Annotated in this window: 15 protein-coding genes; 11 read left to right on the top strand and 4 right to left on the bottom strand. The window is 44.4% G+C overall.

What is annotated here, in order from left to right; genetic code table 11:
* The 10 genes from HUZ36_RS05125 to HUZ36_RS05080 all read left to right on the top strand — a co-directional run bounded on the left by HUZ36_RS05125 (nt 1) and on the right by HUZ36_RS05080 (nt 15,010).
* Complete coding sequence (locus tag HUZ36_RS05125) at nt 1–324, top strand: hypothetical protein (RefSeq protein ID WP_176032228.1); 324 nt, start codon at nt 1–3, stop codon at nt 322–324.
* Nucleotides 285–686: a DUF1799 domain-containing protein gene (locus HUZ36_RS05120; RefSeq protein ID WP_217704592.1), complete on the top strand. Its 402-nt coding sequence runs from the start codon at nt 285–287 to the stop codon at nt 684–686. Before HUZ36_RS05125 ends, HUZ36_RS05120 begins: the two co-directional genes overlap by 40 nt.
* Entirely contained in the window at nt 646–3,594 is a 2,949-nt protein-coding gene (locus tag HUZ36_RS05115) for a tape measure protein (RefSeq protein ID WP_176032227.1), read from the top strand. Before HUZ36_RS05120 ends, HUZ36_RS05115 begins: the two co-directional genes overlap by 41 nt.
* 15 nt (nt 3,595–3,609) lie before the next feature.
* Entirely contained in the window at nt 3,610–4,638 is a 1,029-nt protein-coding gene (locus HUZ36_RS05110; protein WP_176032226.1) for a hypothetical protein, read from the top strand.
* 77 nt (nt 4,639–4,715) lie between these two features.
* Nucleotides 4,716–5,321: a hypothetical protein gene (locus HUZ36_RS05105; RefSeq protein ID WP_176032225.1), complete on the top strand. Its 606-nt coding sequence runs from the start codon at nt 4,716–4,718 to the stop codon at nt 5,319–5,321.
* Nucleotides 5,321–5,908 (top strand): hypothetical protein, encoded by a 588-nt coding sequence (locus HUZ36_RS05100; protein WP_176032224.1) that lies wholly within the window; start codon nt 5,321–5,323, stop codon nt 5,906–5,908. The genes HUZ36_RS05105 and HUZ36_RS05100 overlap by 1 nt, the downstream gene beginning before the upstream one ends.
* Nucleotides 5,892–6,290 (top strand): DUF6950 family protein, encoded by a 399-nt coding sequence (locus HUZ36_RS05095; protein WP_176032223.1) that lies wholly within the window; start codon nt 5,892–5,894, stop codon nt 6,288–6,290. The genes HUZ36_RS05100 and HUZ36_RS05095 overlap by 17 nt, the downstream gene beginning before the upstream one ends.
* Nucleotides 6,283–10,644, top strand: a complete 4,362-nt coding sequence (locus HUZ36_RS05090) for a phage tail protein (protein WP_176032222.1) — start codon at nt 6,283–6,285, stop codon at nt 10,642–10,644. The genes HUZ36_RS05095 and HUZ36_RS05090 overlap by 8 nt, the downstream gene beginning before the upstream one ends.
* Nucleotides 10,645–10,648: 4 nt before the next feature.
* Complete coding sequence (locus HUZ36_RS05085; protein WP_176032221.1) at nt 10,649–12,190, top strand: hypothetical protein; 1,542 nt, start codon at nt 10,649–10,651, stop codon at nt 12,188–12,190.
* Nucleotides 12,191–12,211: 21 nt separating this feature from the next.
* Entirely contained in the window at nt 12,212–15,010 is a 2,799-nt protein-coding gene (locus tag HUZ36_RS05080) for a hypothetical protein (RefSeq protein WP_176032220.1), read from the top strand.
* Between the two features lie 682 nt (nt 15,011–15,692).
* Here HUZ36_RS05080 and HUZ36_RS05075 read toward each other — a convergent pair.
* From HUZ36_RS05075 to HUZ36_RS05060, 4 genes are all read right to left on the bottom strand, one after another.
* Nucleotides 15,693–16,916, bottom strand: a complete 1,224-nt coding sequence (locus HUZ36_RS05075; RefSeq protein ID WP_176032219.1) for a DUF642 domain-containing protein — start codon at nt 16,914–16,916, stop codon at nt 15,693–15,695.
* A 365-nt stretch (nt 16,917–17,281) separates the two neighbouring features.
* Nucleotides 17,282–18,505 (bottom strand): DUF642 domain-containing protein, encoded by a 1,224-nt coding sequence (locus tag HUZ36_RS05070; protein WP_176032218.1) that lies wholly within the window; start codon nt 18,503–18,505, stop codon nt 17,282–17,284.
* A 258-nt stretch (nt 18,506–18,763) separates the two neighbouring features.
* The gene (locus tag HUZ36_RS05065; RefSeq protein WP_254879474.1) at nt 18,764–19,693 is read right to left on the bottom strand and encodes a substrate-binding domain-containing protein; all 930 of its coding nucleotides are present in this window, start codon (nt 19,691–19,693) and stop codon (nt 18,764–18,766) included.
* A gap of 260 nt (nt 19,694–19,953) precedes the next feature.
* Nucleotides 19,954–21,144: an MFS transporter gene (locus tag HUZ36_RS05060; RefSeq protein WP_176032216.1), complete on the bottom strand. Its 1,191-nt coding sequence runs from the start codon at nt 21,142–21,144 to the stop codon at nt 19,954–19,956.
* Between the two features lie 112 nt (nt 21,145–21,256).
* Here HUZ36_RS05060 and HUZ36_RS05055 point away from each other — a divergent pair, with 112 nt between their 5' ends.
* Nucleotides 21,257–22,147 (top strand): LysR family transcriptional regulator, encoded by an 891-nt coding sequence (locus HUZ36_RS05055; RefSeq protein ID WP_128732522.1) that lies wholly within the window; start codon nt 21,257–21,259, stop codon nt 22,145–22,147.
* The last annotated feature ends 121 nt before the right edge of the window (nt 22,148–22,268 follow it).

The following is a 22,268-nucleotide window of genomic DNA, read 5'->3' as shown; positions in this document are numbered from 1 at the left end:
ATGAAATTAAAGAAATTAGAGCAACTAAAAAACGCAACCATCCTAGCCCCCATCAACTTTGAGTTTGGCGGTGTGGATTTTAAGTTTGACGCCAAGATTAAATTGATACCAGAAGCTGAGATGACCAAATTGGTCGATGGCAGCAAAAAAGATGACGCCATTGTGCGCGAGTTACTGATTGGGTGGGACAACTTTGTGGATGACGGTACCCAAGTCACCTTTAGCGGCGAGGTACTTGATGAGCTGTTAGGTTACGGCGCTATCGCCGGGCGGCTCTCGATTGAATGCGTAAACGCACAATATCGCGTACAGGAAAAAAACTAGTCGACGTTGCTAGGTGGTATGTGGGTGACCTAGCAACCAGTAACCCAATTTTAGATGACGACGAAGCGCACTTTGGTGCGCCAAGTAAAACCAAGCCACAGGCCGACTCGCTGTATGTACTCCCTGAGAACTGGGCGGCGGTATTGGCGCTGAGCACTGCCGGCACCCAGTGGCAGTTGTGTAAGCAAGGCATGGAGCTCGCCCTAGACTATGCCCGGGCAGAAGTGGCTTGGCGCTACGCAGACATAACACTCACACCAACGGATTTTAGCAAGCTGCAACAATTAGAGCGGTTGATAGTAGGATTAATAAGGCGGCCCGATGAAAAACCAACTGAACCTGGCGTTACGCTTAAAGTATGATGGTCGAGCGGTTACATCAGGGACCGCCAGAAACCTACGAGATTTAAACCAATTACCTCAAGCTCTAAATCGGCAGGTAGCGGCTAACCAACGCTTAGGCGCAAGCCAAGGACAATTGATGCGCCAGCAGTCTGCCATGGGCAGTCAGTTGGGCCTGTTAAGCTCTGGCTATGACCAGTTAGCGGGCAGTATTGCCTCTATTGTGAGCCTAGGAACGGCTGCTATGTTTGTGCGAGATACAGGCAATGCACAGCTTTTAGACACGCGGTTACAAGGACTTACTGGCTCTGCTCAAGAGTACAATGCCGTTCAAAACTATTTGTTTGCGACTGCAGATAGACTCAATACCAAGTACACCACCCTCACGACCTCTTACGCAAAGCTTTTAAACTTACAAGAGTCTGGTCTGCTCACGCAAAATGAAGGTATAAAAATACTCGAAGGCTATGCAAATGCCGCTGCTAAAACAGGTTCAAGCGCAGTGCAACTAGAGCAAAGTCTATTTGGTTTAGAGCAAGGTATGGGTAACGGTGTTATTCGTGCTGAAGAGTTTAACCAAATAACAGATCCAATGCCTGGTCTACTACAAAAAATTGAAAAAGCAGCAGGACTGGCCGGTGGTGGCTTGCGCAAAATGGTGAACGATGGCCAAGTCACCAGCCAAATGTTTAAGCAGTATCTAATTAAAGCGTTTGATGACTATGCCGGTGCAGCTGAGGCGACTGAGGGTAAAATCAATGCCTCGTTTGCTGAAATGGGGAACGAGTACCAACGCCTCATACGCCACTACGAGCAACCCGTAAACTTTGCAGTAACTACAGTGGTGAGTAGCATTACCGAGGCAATGCAAGCGCTACGAGAGAACCAAGAGATTGTAGACGGGCTAACCACATCGGCCACCCTACTTGCGGTTGTGATTGGGAGCCGCTTAGCTGGTAACGCGTATCGTTCAGCGGCCGCATTTACAACTAACGCAGTTTCAACGCACAAAGCGCTCCAGGCACAAGTACAACTTGCAGCACAGACCAAACGCAACGCTGCTATTGAGCTACAACATTCTGTACAACAGCAGCAAGCCGCCCAGCGCCAACTAGCCATGGCACGCAATACCGTGATGCGAACCAATGCAATCCATAACTTAGCGCTAGCCAATCAACGTGCAGCCGCTGCACAAGCAGTACATACAGCAGCCACCACCGCGTATACAGCCGCAGCAACCCGAGCGAGTTTTGCAACTCGGGCGCTAACTGGCGCAATGGGGTTATTGGGTGGCCCTGTTGGCCTTGCTGTTACAGCTGGTTTAGCAATAGCTTACTTTGCTAACCAAAGTGACGAGGCCAGTACCAGTAGTAAAAAGCTAAAAGTGCATTTATATGAGCTTGGTGATGCGTTTGACTCGGTAGGCAATGCGTCCAGTGTTGCCCAAATCAAGCGCGCACAAAAAGAGGCAGCAAACTATACCAAGAACATTGAGGAAGCGTACACCAAGCTAGCAACTCTTAAAAAACGTCAATCTCAATCTGGTAGTGACCGTAGTAAGTTTGTCTATGCTCAACAAATAACACAGGTCGAGCGTTATATCACTGCGCAATCTAAGCTTCGCGCTGAAAAACTAAAACTAGCTAGTGAGGCGGCAAACCTGAATAGCAACCTCAATAGCATTGACTGGAAAATGCTGGAGGAAAATGCCACCTCAACAAGTTCCGCGTTACCTGAAAACATTCAGCGCTTGCAGCTGAGTTTGCTGGATGAAGAAGCGCGCTTAAAGGCAAGCCATGAAAAGCGCCGGCAAATGGTAATTGCTGCACGTGAAAGTGATGCTGCCAATAAAGCAAAATACGATGCGATTTTAACGCAATTAGACGTAAAGCACACTGCAGACGTCAAAGCCCTGGCACAAAAGCGTGAGAATGACAAAACCCGTATACAAAACCAAGCAGAAGAAAAACGCCGTAATGATTTACGCGCAGCGCTTGAAAACCGTATAGCACAAATTAAGGGCCACGCTAACCGTGAAGCGCTTGCAGCCTATGAAAATGAGCTGGCGGTTGAGCAAGCTAGGCAACAGGCTCGCATCGATGCAGCACGCAGAAAATCCATTGGTTTAGCGGCCAATGACGAGTCAGGCGAAATTAAATATAACGCCGACAATCAAATCCGCGACATCGAGCGCCAACAAGAACTGTTAGCAGCTGAGGGATTCCACTCAGAAGTTGAGAAGCGCGAATGGGATCATCAAGAGCGCTTGATGCAGTTGAAGACCAAAAACACTGGGGCTCTTCAGCAGCACCTAGTGCAATTTGCCAACTGGGAGAAGAAAAACGCCGCTGAAAAGTCTGACGCAGTTCAGGGGTTAGGCGCTGCTGGATTAAAAGCACTTGGCCAACAAAGCAAAACCGCCTTTAAAATGTATAAGGCTTTTGCCATTAGCCAGGCATTAATTAAAACCTATGAATCAGCAACCAGTGCATATGCGTCTCTTGCTCCTATTCCAATTGTGGGCCCTGCCCTTGGTGCGGCTGCAGCAGCTGCCGCCGTGGCGATGGGATTACAACAAGTTCGCCAAATTAAGTCGCAACAGCCGGCTGCGGGTATTGCCCATGGTGGTTTAGATTACGTACCAAACGAAAGCACTTACCTATTACAACGCGGTGAGCGGGTATTATCGCCTAAGCAAAACATTGAGGTGAGCGCCATGGCACGCCACTACAATGCGGGAAACAGAGCACAATCAGGTGGTGGCAACGTAAGCTTTAACATTACCAACCACGTGATCGTCCAGGGCGCAACAGATGAAGCCAGTGCACAAAGAACCGGAAATGATGTAGCAAATCAAATTAGAGGGTTGATCCTGCAAGACATTCAAGAAAATGGTGTTATTATTCAAAGCATTCGACGTGTGGCTTAGGAAGAAAGGAAAAACATGTATACCGCAGGACTAACACTTTTTATTATTTTCGCAATTGGTGCATCAATATGGACTAAAAGAAAATATCCTAATGCGAAATCAAGCATCTCTAATATCGTCTTCTTGGGTCTGCTACTTTCGTTTTCCTCACTTACCCTGTTTGTATATGAAATAAAATTCGGTATTGATTTAAATAATACTCGTGATTTCGAGCAATGGGAAAGCGTAGCTGTCTATCTTAACAATATGCTACAACCTATCTTACTTAGTGCAAGCATATTTCTTCTCTACAAAACTTGGCAAACAAGTGAAACTGAATTGAGGGAGACTAGGAAAGTACTGAACTCACAAACCGAATTACTGTTGTTCGACAAATTAACTGAGAACTTAAAGTACTTTACTGAGCCACTACTCAAAAAGTTGAATTCAAGAATTGATATTGATAATGGATACTTAAAGCAATATGTTGATGAATTGGTAGAGCTAGGAAAATTTGAAAGTTCTTCTTGTTTTTGGCCCACCGACTCCTACCATGAATCTGAGCTCATACATACTATGGGTGGTGAAGACAAAGTCAACTTGCTCAATGGTGTTGTAGAACCGCCAACATTTGGGTACGAGATCGCTACTATCTCGCTTTCGTCTGTGTTGCCAAACAGTACCCAAGAACAATATAGTGAAGTGCTCGGTGCACTAAGACTAAGTGGAAATCGCATTGCTATGTATAGCTTACTATCTAATAATGAAATAGTTGCACCAATTGACAAAGTAATCCTGTCCTTAATTAGGTATATCTCAACTATTCAAACTAAAGAACTCCAATTGATAATTTTAAAAAAACTTAAAGAGGTTACTAGTTCGACCTCATCCTTTGAACTCCTTTTAAGCTTTTATAAAACGCGCTTATTGACTTCTAGAGAGGTTAATGCTTCCGATGAATTGAAAAATACAGTGTGTTATTTGTATGATTCAGGTGTGTTTGAAATTCGATGTATTAATGACGAATTATTAGAAACTATCAACCTTAAATTGGATCCCATGTAAACCACTTTCCACCCTCCCCTTGGCTCCATTAGTTTTTACACTCGCTCTAACGATTAGAACACGAGCGATGAGAAATAATGGAGCATCTGCCGCTACCTAAGCCCCCAAAATCTTGCGTTTTTAGACTGGTACCTAATAGCCAGCTACACATCAATAAAGCCAATAATGCCTCAGAGGTGTTTGATAACGAGGGGGCATATTGGGAGTTTGATATAGAACTTACCAATGTGCCTGAAGCCGATGCCCTTGAGCTCGATGGCTTTTTAGCCGGTTTACGTGGCAGTGTTGGACGGTTCTTGATGCACGACTACCGCCGTGAGCAGGAGCATTTAGATACCATCGCGTTTGTTAGTGGGGGTTATCAAGACGGTGCATCGCTTGCTGTTACCAATTTACCACCCGGGCGAATTTATGCGCGAGCTGGAGAAAAAATTCAAATAGGCTCTGGTGCAGCCGCTGAGCTAAAAATACTGACCGAAAATGTACTCCCTGCTGCGACTGGCGCGACTACGTTACGATTTGAGTCGCCAATGCGCCGCATACCTGCTCATAACTCCCCCGTTTATTTTGTTCGCCCTGCTGGCGTATTTAGGTTGATTGATAACAAGCAAGGCTTGGCCGATGCCCAGTATAAAAATGGCGTGGTAACCAGCTGGCGTATTCGTGGGCGGGAGGCGTTTTAATGGAGGCGGTAGAAAGCTCACTTATTGCGCAGTTAGGCCGTGGCAACCCTCGCTATTTTGTCGACCTTAAATTTAAATCAGGCAACTTGCGATTACATACCGGTGTGGGTGAACGCCGCTTTTTAAATCAAACTTGGTATGGCTTAGGTGCCCTTGGCAAGGTCAGTGAGATACCCGCTAATGACAACAACTCAGTGAGCAACATTCGCCTTACCCTCACTACCCCGAACCCTGAAATTTTAGGCGAAGTAGCCGCCAATGACCCGGTTGGCGTAGAGGTGGATATTTGGCTTGTTGTCGTGGATGAGCATTACCGTGTTGAGGGTTTTCAGCTTATTGAAAGTGGCAGTGTAGCGACTTGTGATAGCGAGCGCGGTGCGCTTTCAAAGGTTGAGTTGACGGTGACTGGTGAGTCTCAACGGTGGCAGCAAGCTCGATTGCATCAACGATGGAATGACGCAACACAAAAAGCGCTATACCCAGGGGATGAGTTTTTTAATGAGCAAGCCGCCGCGAACAGTACTTATTTGCCAGACACACAACCTGGTCGCCGTATTGGTGGGGGTCGCTATGTCCAAAAACACTAAGTTGCATGCGTATTTGGAAAGCTGCTGGCGAAAGCAGTTTAAGTTTGGCGAGTTTGATTGCTGCTTATTTGTGGCTGATTGGATATGGGCATATCACGGGTTCGACCCAGCGCCCGAGCGCGGCGCTTACACCACGTTTAAACAGGGTTTAAACATTGTTAAAAGCGGCTTTAAACATACTTTTGAAACCCGTTTAAACGTAAAACCCATTGATAAAAATTACGCAGGTCGTGGCGATATTGCTTTGTGCTCACACAATGACGAATTAGTTGGGGGTATTATTGGCCTTGGCTGTGTTTACTGTGTCTCAGACACAGGTGTGACTACCCTGCCCTTGGATGTTGTCACTTATGCCTACTCATTGGAGGATGTCCATGAGTAAAGTGGTAGAAGTCGTTGGTGATGTTGTCGGCGGTGTATTAGATGTTACTGTCGGCGCGTTATTTGGCGGCTTAGTTGATACGCCAGACCAGCCGGAACCAGATGTCGCCACACTAGCAAAGGGCTTACAAAAAGGCATAGACCAACCAAGGCGTATCACCTTTGGCCGCGACCGTGTGGGGGGCGTGATTGCGCACCAAGCAACCAAAACACGAGACGAAAAAGAGTTCATACAACTCATTATACTAATTAATGGCGCACCAATTGATGCCCTCGAAGATGTGTACATTGCAAACAAACCAATAAGTAGTTACCCCAGCGCCTCATACAACTATGCTGTTGCTGATGGCCGCCACACCAAAGCAATTGCGATGGCAGTACAAAAGATGGCGGGTTGGACAAATAAACACATAGGCCACGACCAGGCACACATATTTTTAGAGCTTGAAAACAATCGAGAGATATACCCCGATGGTGTTAGCGACTGCGAGTTTTTGATTCGTGGCGCACGGGTATGGGATCCGCGCGATGCGAGTCAAGACCCAGACGATAGAAATACATGGCAGTGGTCACAAAATGCCGTGCTATGTACCCTACACTACGTGAGATTTTATGGCGCTAACCAAGTGCCGGTTAGTCACCTGCCTATGATTTGGTGGATAGCTGCGGCTAATGTGTGTGATGAAGAGGCGGAATACACCGATAGCCAAGGCTTAACTCATAAAGAGCCCCGCTACACAATAAACGGTACCTTTGCATTTACGTCTCGACCACTTGAGGTTTTGCAGCAACTTGAACGCAGCTTTGCCGGCAAAGTATTTAGGCAAATGGGTCAGTGGTATGTGCGTGTTGGTGCCTGGTATGGTGCACCCACCTACACCGTTACCATGGCGGATGTGTTGGGCGATGTAAAAATTAAATGGCACGCGGATTTGCGCGAGCGTGCCAATACTGTACGGGCACAGTTTGTTGACCCCAAACAAAACTATGAGCGTACAGATGCACCGCCTGTTATTGCACAGTCTTATTTAGAGCAAGATGCCCAGCCGTTAGAGCAAACGCTATCACTCCCCTTTGTGCGCAGTAGCGCTACCGCTCAGCGACTTGCAGCAATACAGTTAGAGCAAACACGCTTAGGTGCCCTTGAGCTGCCGCTTAGGCACACAGGCCTACGTGCAGCAGTTGGGCGCACCATTAAGGTTAATATACCCGAGTATCACATCAACGATAAAATTTATCGTGTAATAGACCGCCGATTTAGGCTCGACCGTGGTGTGACTATACGCTGTATTGAGGATGGCCCGGGACTTTGGGCGGATGGCATGGTGCCAGGTGTTGAGGATTTAACACCCAATACGGATTATGTGCCAGGTCGACTATTGCCAGTTGAAGCATTGTCGGCAGACACCCGGGAGGATGGTTATGTAGTGCTGCGCTGGGAGTACAGCACGATTGAGGCGGTAGAGCATTTTAACGTTGTTATACAACGAGTGGTTGATGGACAAACACAAAAGGTGCACTCACAACGAGTCAATTATATTGAGGCAGTATTACCTCCATTACAAGTTGGCCAATACCATGCCCTAGTGACAGCGGTTAACGTGCTGGGTAAAGCAAGTTTGGTTAACACCCTGTCGTTTGAGCTACAGACTCCAACCACTCCAACAATTACAGTTGATACCACTGACAATAGCGCAACGCTCACTGCTGATGTTGGTGATGTGATTGGTGTACAAGTCGAGTGGGTATGGCTTGGCCTTGCCGATGAGCCTAACCCAGTACCTGTGGTGCAAACCCCTATCTTTACCAAAAATAACCTGGCACCAGATACACACTACGCTGCTAAGTGTCGAGCAGTAACCCATAAAAATAAAAGTGCGTGGGCTGATGTTGCTGTACGCACAAAAAGAGCAACGACCCCTGTCGAACTATATGATGTTGTTTTTACTCTATCCCAACAACCAATGTGGACCGCATTAGCGACATCTTGGCTACCACCCCTAACCGAAAATGCTGTCTCGATAGCTGCAATTGAACGGATCTCAAATCAGCGAGTATCGCATTGTGATGTAACTATACGACTAGAGCCGAGTAATGGTCTACTCACTGCGGAGGTAAGTGATGTAACTGGGGATATTGAACTCATAATTGATGGTGATGGCAGTAATCACCTAACAATCACAGCAACTTACGCCGGCATTATAAGTCGCCAGTCATTTAATGCCACAGGTGTCACTGTTGGTGATATTAAAAAAATCAAAGATAATTTAGATGCTGTTGATACCATTGCAGAGTCTATTTTGTCTCAAGCAATAGCAAACCATGCAGCGCTTGAGGCTAATTTACAGTCTCGGGGTGAGTTTAATCAAAAGGCCAATGAGATAATTGCCCGTATTGATGAGGATGGTGCTGTTACCCAAGAGCAGATAGTCTTATTACAATCATCTTTGGGAGCAGCAAACTCAGCTCTTGATGAGCTACAGCGCACCGTAGCAACAGGTGATACAGCGCTCAGTGAGCGTATTTCGCAGCTTAGCGCGATTGTTGGCGATAATCTGTCACAAATTAACCAAGTTGAGCAAGCTCTTGCAACTGAGGCAGAAGCCGCTGCACAGCGAATGGCAAGCATTGAGTCTAGCGTTGGCGATAACGTCAGTAAAATTGCTCAAGTAGAGCAAACTAGTGCGACACAAAACGAGGCCAACGCTGCACGCTTTAGTGCAATAGAGTCAGGCGTTGGCGATAACGTCAGTAAAATTGCTCAAGTAGAGCAAACCAATGCAACACAAAACGAGGCTAACGCCGAGCGTTTTAATGCGATAGAGTCAAGTGTTGGGGATAACACAGGCAAAATAGTCACGGTTGAGCAAACCATGGCGAGTAGTGATGCAGCCCTAAGCACACGTATTGAGCAACTGCACTCACAGGTAGACGATAATTTTGCCCACTTACAGCGCTATTATTACACCGCAGTAGACACTGACAGTGCCATATCAGCATCTAAGGTTGAGCTACAAACGCAAATGGATAACAACCTTGCCTACCTTAACAACCAGTTTTATACCAAATCTGATACTGATGGGGCTATATCTAGTGCTATCACTACTCTATCTGCACAGATTGACGGCCAAGTAACGGCAGTAAACCAGCGGGTAAATAGTGCTGAGAGTGACATCTATGGTAACTACAGGGCAATTAATGCTCTGCAACAAACTGCTGGTAGCTTAGATAGTGGACTCAGCGCACTTAATTACCGTGTTGGCAGTGTTGAGACTACAGCTGATGGCAATGCTAATGCCATACAGGGTCTTACGAGCCGCGTCAGCAATGCGGAAAATGATGCTGCGAGTGCACATTTAACGCTCAGCGCTCATGCAAATCACTTAGGGCAGCTACAGGCCCGTGCAGAAATTGGCGTGAGTTACAATGGCTTTGTCACAGGTATGGATGTGACACCAGGTAAGGTGAGGTTTAAATCAGATGTTTTTGAGCTACACGGCAATAATGGTAAAGCTGTTTGGTTTGACCTTAATGATGCAACATTTGTTTTCGACGGACTTGGTAACTTTAATCAAGGGCTATCTAGTAACTACCTCAATGCGTACATCAACGTAGGCCGCTCGGGCTTTGTTAAGCAATCTGGCCAAGTAAAGCTTGGTGTCTACTCTACTTTTATAAATGTTAACAATGGCTATATAGGCTGCCGAGCAAGGAGAGTCACATTTGATGGCTCTGGGTTTAGCGGCTCTCGCTCTGTCACGTTTAATGCCACCGGCGTATTCATTAGCAACACGTCTACATTTCAGTCTAACACCACTGTCCGCGCTCAAGGTGGGGGTGGAGCTAATCACGACTTTTACGCCTTTAATGGAGCCTATGGCCCATTTACGGGAGCACATGAGGTGCTTATTGATGCCAATGCTCAACCAGAGGTTGGGGATTTAATCAAGAATAAATCACATCTACATAATGCCAATGTGTCTAACACAATGTCATTTGCCAGCATAACGGCCGAAGCATATGACAACGCCGTAATAGGAGCGTTTGTTGGTAAACGAGATTTATCCCAGCAACAACCAGCTGGGCTAATGAACCTAGAGGAGTGGCATCAGCTGGCATACAACTACGATCTAGCGTCGGTAAATGCCCTTGGAGAAGGCATGATAAATGTTTGTGGTCAAGGTGGTGACATCAAGATTGGTGACTTGCTTTGCTCAAGCTCTACCCCTGGTAAGGCGATGAAGCAGCCTGACAATATCGTTAAAAGTTATACCTGCGCCAAAGCTTGGCAACCAGCAAGCTTTGATACCCCAGCTGATGTTAAACAAATTGCTGTCGTTTACTTAGGAGCATAACTATATGGCATACAATGTTGGATCACTTACTCTCTCACAAGGGAGTAGCACAATTACAGGTAACGGGACTTATTTTGTGCAAGTGGCACAAGCTGAACCTGCCGATCTGCTTTACTTCGTCATTGATCAAAAACAAATCGTATTGCAAGTTGTTAGTGTTGTTGATGACACAACGCTAAGAGTAAAACAACTCGACGGCCGCGCATTTAGTGCCCCAGATAGCATTGCAAATATAAAGTACGCACTTATACAAACGTTTACCACATCATTACCAGCAAAACTGGCTCAGCGGGTTGCGGCAACACAGGCGCAGTGGTTTACCAGAGAGCAACAGATGACAGGATGGTTTGAGTCAACGGATGATGCCTACCCTATTACCAATTACTTAGGCAACGAGTCTTTAATACCAACACCTGATTTTATTCGCCGGCTGGCGGAGGTTGGAGCTGATGCAAGCGAACAATTGGGTATGCTCACAGATGACATTGCGCAATGTCAGAGCCAAGTGGCGAATTTAGCGCCGAGACTGACGCAATTTGATGCCGATTACTTATCGGCTCAGCAACTACATGCCAATGTAGAGATTAAACACAGTGAGGTCGCTGCTGCACACAGTGCAGTTAATACACATAAATCCAGTATTGATGCTATCGCCCAAGAGATAAGTACACATCATGATTTAGTTAGTCAATATAAACAGCAGGTTTCGGCGGACAGCGAGCTGGTGGCGTCTCACTTACAAATGGTAAGTACACATAGTACTAATGCCGCTGCGTCAGCTGATAATGCAGCGCAAAGCGAAGTAAACTGTACTGTATCCCTCAATGCAGTTAAAGCAGTTGAAACATCAATAAACCAGAGTGTTAATAATGCTGTGGCTGAACTTACAGAGGCAGCCTCTGCCGAACAGCAGACGTTGTCCCAACTTGCAGCGTCGCACACCTCTCAATACAACGATGTGCACGACGAGGCAGTTCTACAGATTGAAACACTTGAGACTAACTTAACGCAAAGTGTTGATAATGCTGTGGCTGAACTTACAGAGACAGCCTCTGCCGAACAACAAGCGCTGTCCCAACTTGCAGCGTCGCATGCCTCTCAATACAACGATACACATAACCAAGCGCTCCAACAGATTGACACGCTTGATGCTAACTTAACGCAAAGTATTGATAGTGCTGTGACTGGAATTACAGAAACAGCCACTGCCGAACAGCAAGCGCTGTCCGAACTTGCAGCGTCGCATGCCTCTCAATACAGCGATACACACACCCAAACGCTCCAGCAGATTGAAGGGGTTGAAGCCGCGATAAAACAAGAAGCAGAGTCGTTGCGAAGCTACTTGAATAACGGGATAAGTGACCTGGTGGATGACGTTAGCAGAGCACAGGAATTAGCCAATATAACTCGGCTTGAGTGTGATGCGTACGCATCATTGTCAGCTTTATTGGTTAATAAGCAAGCAGCCAATATCACCCAAATAAAAGGCGCATTTAGTGCAGTCCTGACGAATACGCTAAACCAATCACATATAGATCACATATAGACGCAATTGAAAGGTAATAAAATGTCGTATCAAGAGCTTAGCGCGGCCATAGAGTCGCTAAATGCAGTAAGACAGAAGCACCAAGAAGTCATAAACAAATACGAGCAAGCTGATGTTATGTTCAGGGCTAACCACCAAGCGATGGTGGATTGGCTCAACACTTTTGGTCACGTAGAGTTTAATGATTTGGCTGGGCAATCTCATCAAGTGCCTACTATGCTCTCATTAATTGAGCAAGTGCAGAGTGTTAACCCAAGCCCACATACGATGACAAAGTCTCACTTTGATGGACTTTGTATCCATCGCAAAAGTCTTTATAGCGGCTCAGGCGTGGTCAATTGGGGGGCTAATATCCCTTTATCAAGTTTGAGCACTGGGTATATAAATAAATGCACATATGCCAGATATGATGCAAAGTATAAAAATCAATTATTAATAGGTTACAAGCAGGAGCCTGCCGAACAACCCCAATATGTAGTAGATGGTGTGTTAATCACGCTCAACGATGGTGTTGCTAGAGACGCAACTGGTGGCTATGAAAGCAACAGAATGTGGAAACAAATTCCAATGCCCGAAGCGCCTGATGCGACAAAAACAATAGACTACCTCTCTGGAGTGGTGACAGCTTATGATAATGTCGAGGACGCATTTGCGGCTGAAACCAACGACATAAAAGTCATCAAATCCCGTAAAGATTATATTTTTTTAGAGGTATGGCACGAAAAAATATCCAACAAAGACATTGTTTACCCATTGGGTAACGTGCAATATCTTGCAACTGACTATAAAGGTATCGCCCTAAATGCAAACTTAATAGATCCCAAATATAGTGCTTTTGGGGATTGGGATACCCAGACCACAGGATATGGCGCAAAGTGGTCAACACTAACTACCTCGCAAAAAGCTATCCTGTTAGGCGAGTCAAAGCACAATATTTACTTTGACCCTGATAGCGGGGTTTATATACAAGTAAGATATAGAGTTAGAGTAATTAAGGGAGTATCGGATGAGTGGCGGTGCTATGCCGGCTATACCCATGGCGGTAATAATATTATGCGGCATGTAAGGACAGGCACACCTTTTGATTTGATGATAAAGCCCCGTGGACAATCTATTTCGACAGTCGATTACTTTACGGATGGTACCTCTGATGATGTGGCTTATTGCGGGCACACAGCCCGATTTGCAAAAATGCCAACTCGCAACAATTTGCCCATTATTAAAGGGCAATTTTGTATTACTAGATACAGATCATCAGGCGAGGATAAGCGCACAAATTATGGATATAAAGGTCGATGTTTTGCCCTGCCTATTGCTCTTGTGCAGAGGTATAACAAAGGTGCCTACCATCCAAGTTATAACCCAATGGGCACAGCAGGATTTAAGAGATTATCTCAATCTAACGGTCATGAGTACTGGTATTCAGCGACGGCACACCAGCCAAATACTCCAAAAGATTGTTTTTTACATGCTGCCGATAGCGGTAGCGTAAGCACAGGCCTCTCTGGTCGAGAGGGGAAATTTCTTTACCACGATGTAATTTACGAGGGTCTTGCTGAAAACCTTATTTTTGACGTCAATAAGCAAGGCGACTTGTTAGAGGATGGTCTTAAACGAGCCATATCAAATGAGCTTTGTAGCCAAGATATGCTACCTATATTGTGCGTATCAGGTGTCTTTACAATTAGTATGATTGAGAGTAACGATAACAATACTCTAGAGATAGAGATTGACGCAACTGGCGACTCAACCCATGAATTTTCATACCGTTATAATAGCGATACAGTTTATGTTTGCGGTCAAGATGGCGAGATTATCCCAATACATTTGGGGTCATCAGCCTATGAGCATATAGCTGTACACCTAGGCGCTGACCGAAGCTTTATAAAGTTAGGAACAGACCCTTATATTGACACCGTAACAGAGCTGTTGGCTCTGGTGGGTAAGACCTGCCGCTTGGTATGGTCAGGCCAAAGCGTGCAAACTTACCCTGACGGCTCTTTAAAAGAGCCAGTAACCTCCCCACCGCTGCCAGAACAACAATGGTTTTTGCCATCGTCTCATATTTTATACCAAGGTGTGTCTGCAACTCTTGGTAAGATGACGATGTATGATGTGGTAGGTAAACCAGCAAAGATTGCAGCATACTTTCCAAATGGTCTTGTCGGTGCTTTTATTCCCAAATTGCCCGACGGCACTAATCAATCTTTTCCACTGTCACGAAAGGCCATGGATTTTGGAGAGATCTCTTACCTTCAAAGCACAGGTGATGGATGGGTCAAACAACAAGTGCCTTTAAGTTATGAAGAAAATAGCATCACGATAAGTTCATTACACTCGGATGCGGTAGTGCTAAATTGGTATACTTCATCGGCGGCACAAACAACTAAGTCTTGGTGTAAGAGCGTCATCAATGTATCCCCCATGATATATGTCACAAGTTCTAACAAGCCAGAGATGGGCTGCATTTTACATCAAGGTTTATTTGGCTCGGTTCCAACAGGCTCTGGCCAAGAGCACTTAAGTGTCACGTCTCACGCACTTAAGTCACAAGACAGATATGATGTTCCAGCAACACATTCAAATATAAATATCGAGACAACATCGGGACCAGCCCTTAAAACGATTTACAGCACATTTGAACTGAATGGCTTTTTATACCTTCAATTTAACGCGACCGAAACAAAGTCAGTCAGTGGTTCTTGGGGAGACGATGGCAAGATCGAAATTGTGGACAACGAGAAGCTGTCATTGCATTGGTCTGGCGCGTATCTAAAGACAGTTTGTCACCAGAGTAAATTTCCAATAGGCATTGCATAGCTATATGCAAAGTTGTTGGAGGCTTTATTTAACATAACGACGGGCTTAAATGCTCGTCTAAAATCAATTGTCTTTTTATCTAAATTCTAGCGCCGCGTTACACTTGGTAGATAACTTGAGTTCACCCACCTCGTTTACCAATGTACGAACACCCATTCTTAGTTACAACTTCATCAAAACATTTTCTAACAGGTATAATCTTCTCGCCTTGGTCAATAGGGGTTACCACTGAACTACATAAATCATCTAAAAGCTGTGTTTTTGTTGCACTTGCTTTTGTAAACACCCGAGTATGAATGTGCCCCACGAGATCCTTGTGTGATTTTGTAGAAATTTGGATTATTTGCTTTAGATGTAAATTGGCTTCATCAAACTTAATGGGTCGACCATACTGGGGTAAAATCTAGGCATGAACACTCTGCTTAAACTTGCTTAACAAGCTGTTGGTTTTGTTTTTTGAACCTTGGCTTGAACCTAAGAAAAAGCTGAACATTCTAGCAAGAGCTTTCGCTAAAATATTTCAAATCTTACGCGGTCAGACATCACACATGTTATGGGAAGTGGGCTGTGTGGCCACAACGTTTCAATGCTACCATATATTTCAACACCTTAGAGTGAACGTTCATTTATAAAAAAGCGAGGGACTCCCCTCGCCTTTATTTTAACGCTGCTGCATTAATGATTATTCGCAATTAGCGACATAGGTTAAATCGTTAATATGCTCCGGTGCGTCCATGACATAAGTCGCTTCGCCTGTATTCGCATCTAGCGTATAAAGTTTTGCATCCTCACCTTTGTTACGCCCAGACACATATAATGTGCCATCGCTACTCACTGCAAGACCCGAAGCCCAATTTATGCCATGCTCACCCACTAAGTCTAACGTCATGGCTCCTTTGTCAAGCACATACAAGGCTTTGCCTGTTAACACATAAATTAGATTCGTGTCAGCTGAGTATGCAATATCGCCATGTGAGAAGTCATCACCTGCATAGCTTAATTTGCCTAGTACCGTTTTTGCACCACTTTGTAAGTCAAACTCGTACAAGTACGTTTTACTGCTTGAAAGGAGCTTTGTACCATCTGGGGTAACCGCTGAGCGGTAAATCGGCCAAGAAACGGTATTGGCTGCGAGCGTTTGCTCGGCGCTATCTAGCGAAACTTTCCACAGTGATGAAGCTTTGGTCGTACCGTTAGTCTGCTCCATAAAATATAGCTCACCGTTGTGCGCTGCAATGTTAGAGGCGGTGTTATCGACGCCTTCTACATATGAATACGTACCACCACTAGTATCAAAGTGATATACATAACTATTGCTCTGTTCGCCGAAGTTGTTTATGCCATAAACACCCACTTTACAACCCGTCGTTGGCGCTGGTGTCTGTGCTTCTTCTGTCACAACAACGTTGTCGAGTAACGCACCTAAAGAGTCTGAACGACCCATTCCTTGAAACCTTAGTTGAGTAACCTCACTTGATGCAACGACCGTATATTCAAACTTCTGCCACCCTAATGTGTTGGCATTCATAGTAGTTAAAGTTGTATCTCCAAACCATACTCTGGCACGGTTTGTCGAATTATCTCCTTCAACCCTTGCTGAATAATAAAAACTTACTTTGTATTTGTTACCAGCAGTCGTCGCAAGATCTTGGTAGATGGTATAGTTGCCCGTCGAGTCGAGCTCAACGTGGTTACTGCCATCTTGCGAGTTTATAAAACTAATGGTTGATTTTTGAATTTCTAGCTGAGCACCAGCTATCGTCCATCCGTCAATCTCGTCCACTAACCCCCAAGTTCCTGTCAACACCGAGTTATTTTCAAACGACCCATTACTAACTAAGTTTGGCGAGCCTATTGTGGCAAAGGGTAAAATAATTAGCGCTGAGTATAATAGAGCTGTTCTCATAATAAATCTCCGTTAAAGTACCTGTATGTTGACTGCACAATACATGCCAACACAAACAGTAAATAACTTAATATTTATCAAAAGCTTATGCTATTTATTTGTATCTTTTCTCTTGAAGTTTCATGTTTATTTGCAGAATGCAATTACGGATTTTCATTTTACGAAAAGTGGTTTTTTAGCGTATGCACATCCTATATCAATATTGAATAGACCAATGGAGCAAAGTTATTCATACCGGCAAGAGAATAAAACGTAATAGATCAACATTCTTTTAGTAGGTGTGTCGTATCGGTTACTGCTCTGACGTAAAAACAAAAAAGCGAGGGACTCCCCTCGCCTTTATTTTAACGCTACTGCATTAATGGTTATTGGCAATTAGCGACATAGGTTAAATCGTTAATATGCTCCGGTGCGTCCATGACATAAGTCGCTTCGCCTGTATTGGCATCTAGCGTATAAAGTTTTGCATCCTCACCTTTGTTACGCCCAGACACATATAATGTGCCATCGCTACTCACTGCAAGACCCGAAGCCCAATTTATGCCATGCTCACCCACTAAGTCTAACGTCATGGCTCCTTTGTCAAGCACATACAAGGCTTTGCCTGTTAACACATAAATTAGATTCGTGTCAGCTGAGTATGCAATATCGCCATGTGAGAAGTCATCACCTGCATAGCTTAATTTGCCTAGTACCGTTTTTGCACCACTTTGTAAGTCAAACTCGTACAAGTACGTTTTACTGCTTGAAAGGAGCTTTGTACCATCTGGGGTAACCGCTGAGCGGTAAATCGGCCAAGAAACGGTATTGGCTGCGAGCGTTTGCTCGGCGCTATCTAGCGAAACTTTCCACAGTGATGAAGCTTTGGTCGTACCGTTAGTCTGCTCCATAAAATATAGCTCACCGTTGTGCGCTGCAATGTTAGAGGCGGTGTTATCGACGCCTTCTACATATGAATACGTACCACCACTAGTATCAAAGTGATATACATAACTATTGCTCTGTTCGCCGAAGTTGTTTATGCCATAAACACCCACTTTACAACCCGTCGTTGGCGCTGGTGTCTGTACTTCTTCTGTCACAACAACGTTGTCGAGTAACGCACCATAAGAATCAGAAGTACCAACTCCTTGAAATTTGAGTTGTGTTGAGCTTGATGTCGCCTCTACAGTAAACTCGTATTTTGACCATCCTCGTGTCGTCGCATTCATTGTTGCCAGCGTATTTTCGCCAAACCAAGCGCGTGCAAGATTTGTTGAGTTATTATCTACAACACGAGCCGAGTAATAAAAGCTCACTTTGTATTTTTTACCAGCTGTAGTCGGTATGTCTTGATAAATCGTGTAATTAGCCGTTGAATCAAGCTCTAAATACTGATCCCCGTCTTGTGCGTTAATGATACCAAGACTTTGCTTTTGGATCTCAAACCTTGCTCCGTCTCGACTCCAGCCCTGTAAGTCATTAAACAAAGCCCAATTGCCAGAAATACTACCTGATGTTTCAAATGAACCATTGATGACTAAATTATCAGCAGCATTGGCTGACCCAACTGCTAACAACATCGCACCTGCAATAACGCTTAATTTCATACCTACTCCAAACCACAAGCTGAATTTGTAAATTAAATGTTTACAAAAACCAAAATAACATACTACCATTGTCGTACTTTTCTACTCCATGGTCAATGAGCAATCAAAAAACCAGACTTAATCATTTATTTAATCCATTTCCACTCATAAAAAACAATACTTTTTAACTAGAGTGTTATGGGTGCGATTGAAAGTAACACTACCATTTCAAAGCATGCGTTCATTAAACTCGGGGTTGTTAAACATAGAAGGGGGTCTTTAATAATTTACCGTGCAGCTTCGTGTATTTTCTTGGTTACAATAATGAAAGTCTAAATAGTAGCTGTCTTGTGATGGCATTTTTCCCAATTTAATGGCGTGATACAGCAGCTCAGCTCCCTTGCGACCCATTTCAAACGGGTTTTGACCAATGTTTATTGTGGACAAGCGGTTTTCTAAGGCTCTCAACTGTATTTCTTCAGTATCAGCCGAAATAATTACGGCTTTTTCCCTGTACGGAGTCAACTTCGTTATATATTTTGGATGAAACTGAGCAAAACCTGCTACCGCTAAAAAAATAGGCGGTTTCTCATACTGCATTAGTGCCAATAGTTGGCTAAGAGCATCGTCACGCTTGCCCATCGTATATAGTGGGCAGCGCTCAAACTCAATCCAGCCATGCTCGCCTTTAAGTGGCTCTATACTTGAGTGCTCAGATAGTGCATACCTGACACCGTTCATTCGCTTATCTAGGTTTGGTGTTGAGTGGTGCCCTGTTTGTATGCAGATTTGTTGTGGCTCGCTAGACTTAAATGCTTTGGCGGCCTCACCTAACGCAACACCGAACGAAAAATTATCGGTACCTACATATGCGAGGCGATAACTTTTATGTGCTTCCAGTAAATCTGAATCAAAGGTTATTACTGGTATATTAAGCTGCTTTGCTTTTTTCAGTGAACGCGAAACCAAGAAATCAGAATCAGTCGTGGAAATTAATAACCCATCTACTTTTTGCGATAATAAGTCATTTATCACTAAGCTTTGTGTTCTAAAGTCCTGATAATCATCAGCACCATCGTAAATACATGTCAAGTCAACATGACGACGTGCAAAATGAACACAGCCTTTGAAAGATTGCTCATAAAAGCTGTCGTTTTTAGTCTTACCAACGACGGCAATGGTTATGCTGGCGTACGCGTTCTGGCTCATAACTAATAGGCTTATCAAGCCTATTGCGATTACAATAAAACGCTGTACTTTATGAGTTAACTGCATGTTTCGAGTGGACTATTTTTAATCTCTACAGCAAGCATAACCGATATTTTAGACAACGCAACCCTCAATAAACCGGCATATAAAACAAGCAACAGGATGAACAATTAATGCAATGCCTAGGCTAGTCGCCCTACTCATCTAGAAGCACTTCAATAACGAACAATTCACAGAACGCTAAGCATTGCAGGTTTATTTTAATTATTGGCGTTCGTAAACTCTCTGTCTTTGGGTTTACTATCCAAATGTCCGCTATAGCGGGTTGCTATCAACGCCATCATGCTTATCACTGCACCGACCCAAGCGGTATCTTGCAGTGACATGCTGTCAACAATCTGCCCCCCAAGAATAGATCCAAGTGCGATCCCTATGTTAAATGCCGCAATATTAAAACCTGATGCGACATCAACCGCCTTAGGAGAAACCTGCTGAGCCAATTGCACAACATAGACCTGTAACCCAGGCACGTTACCAAAGGCAAAAGCTCCCCATAATACGACCGTTATTATCACACCGACTTTGGACTGCATAGTGAAGGTAAGTGCCAACAACACCAGGCTAAGCATGGTAAAAATAATGGTAAGCGCACTGACAGCACCCTTTTTATCAGCTAGTTTACCACCATAAATATTCCCGACTGCAACAGAAACGCCATACACTAGCATGACAAGGCTTACCGCAGTAGAACTAAACCCAGCTTGTTGTTGTAATATGGGAGCCAGATAGGTAAAAGCGGTAAACGTGCCACCATACCCCAATATTGTGATTAAAAACACAAGGAGTAGCCTAGGCTGTGCAAGCACTTTTACTTGCTCTGAAAACCTTGCGGCAGGCGCTTTTTCAAGATTTTTAGGAATAAGCAATACGCAACCAACGAGTGCGATAAAACCAAGCCCAGCCACAATTAAGAACGTCGCCCGCCAGCCAAATATTTGCCCTACCCATGTACCTAACGGCACCCCGGTGACTAAAGCAACGGTCAGGCCTGTAAACATAATAGCAATTGCGCTAGCAGCGCTTTCTTTGGCCACTAAACTAGCTGCAATTGTCGCACCAATAGAGAAAAACACCCCATGTGCAAGCCCAGTTAGAACACGAGCAATAACTAACCTTTCATAACTTGGAGCTTGCCAAGCGATAAGGTTACCGAGAATAAATAGCACCATTAAACTGATAAGCAACCGCTTTCTCTCCCATGTGTTTGTAAGCGCAGTTAATAGTGGAGCGCCTATCGCTACGCCTATCGCGTAAAGGCTCACTAATAAACCTGCGCTAGGCAAAGACACGTTCAAATCAGCAGAAATGGTTGGGACTAACCCAACGATGACAAATTCAGTGGTTCCAATAGCGAATGCACTGAGGGTCAGTGCGAGTAAAGCAAACGGCATAGTGTACCTTTTGTGCCAAGATTAAATAGTTGCTGTAGTGTGCGTGAAGTTTTATTTGCCAAAAACAGTAAAAATGACAAAATACTTTTGTCAAAATTGAAAAGGTAACCCAATGGCTGTGAATTCAAAATCAGAAGATCTCGACGCTTTCGTTAGTGTGGTAGATACAGGAAGCTTCTCATCCGCTGCCAATTTGATGGATCAACAAGTTGCAAAAGTATCTAGAGCTGTAACCCGCTTAGAAAAGTCATTGAATGTAACGTTATTAAATCGTACCACGCGGCGTATCGAGTTAACTGAAGAAGGAACACTATTTTTGAACTATGCGCGCCAAGCGCTGAATACGCTTGCCCAAGGAGAAGAAGCGTTGCGGCTTCTGCGATTTTCCCCTGCAGGGAGGCTAAGAGTAGATGCTGCCAGTCCATTTGTGCTCCACCAGCTTACCCCTTTACTTAAAGGCTTTAATAATGCTTTTCCTGCAATTAATCTTGAAATTACCAGTCATGATAGCATTATTAATTTGCTGGAATACAAAACTGATATTGCAATTAGAATTGGCGATTTACCTGACTCTAACCTCCATGCTCGCCTATTAGGGCGCAGTAAATTACATCTAGTCGCAAGCCCTGACTATCTTGAAAAGCTTGAAAACCCAAAGAATGAGCCTCTTGAACTTGCTGATCATCGCTTAATTGGCTTTACTGATGCGCCGCATCTCAATCATTGGCCACTACACACACCACAACAACTAAAGTTTTCCATAAGTGCGTCGAGTGGCGAAACTGTGCGACAACTTTGTATTGCTGGCCACGGTATCGCACTTTTATCTCACTTTATGGTCTGTGACGATATACGTTCAGGTAAACTGGTTGAGGTATTTCACGAGCGCATTGTTTCACCTAATAGACGAGAAACAGTGCAAGCTGTTTACTATCAAAATAGTGCCGTCTCATCGAGGGTTTCTGCATTTTTAGATTACATTACCCCTAGACTGCAACTTTGATTATCAAATTAAACAAGTTACAAATTCAGTATGTACACTATAGATCAATCAATGTGTTTCATTTTAATCTACAATCACAGCTCGCTATGTGTTGAAAATACAACCGCGAGCCATGAAAGCC

The organism is Pseudoalteromonas sp. McH1-7, assembly GCF_013366255.1.
Lineage (GTDB): Bacteria > Pseudomonadota > Gammaproteobacteria > Enterobacterales > Alteromonadaceae > Pseudoalteromonas > Pseudoalteromonas peptidolytica.
The sequence above is the reverse complement of the archived record's forward strand: the minus strand, read 5'-3'. Positions and strand labels throughout refer to the sequence as shown.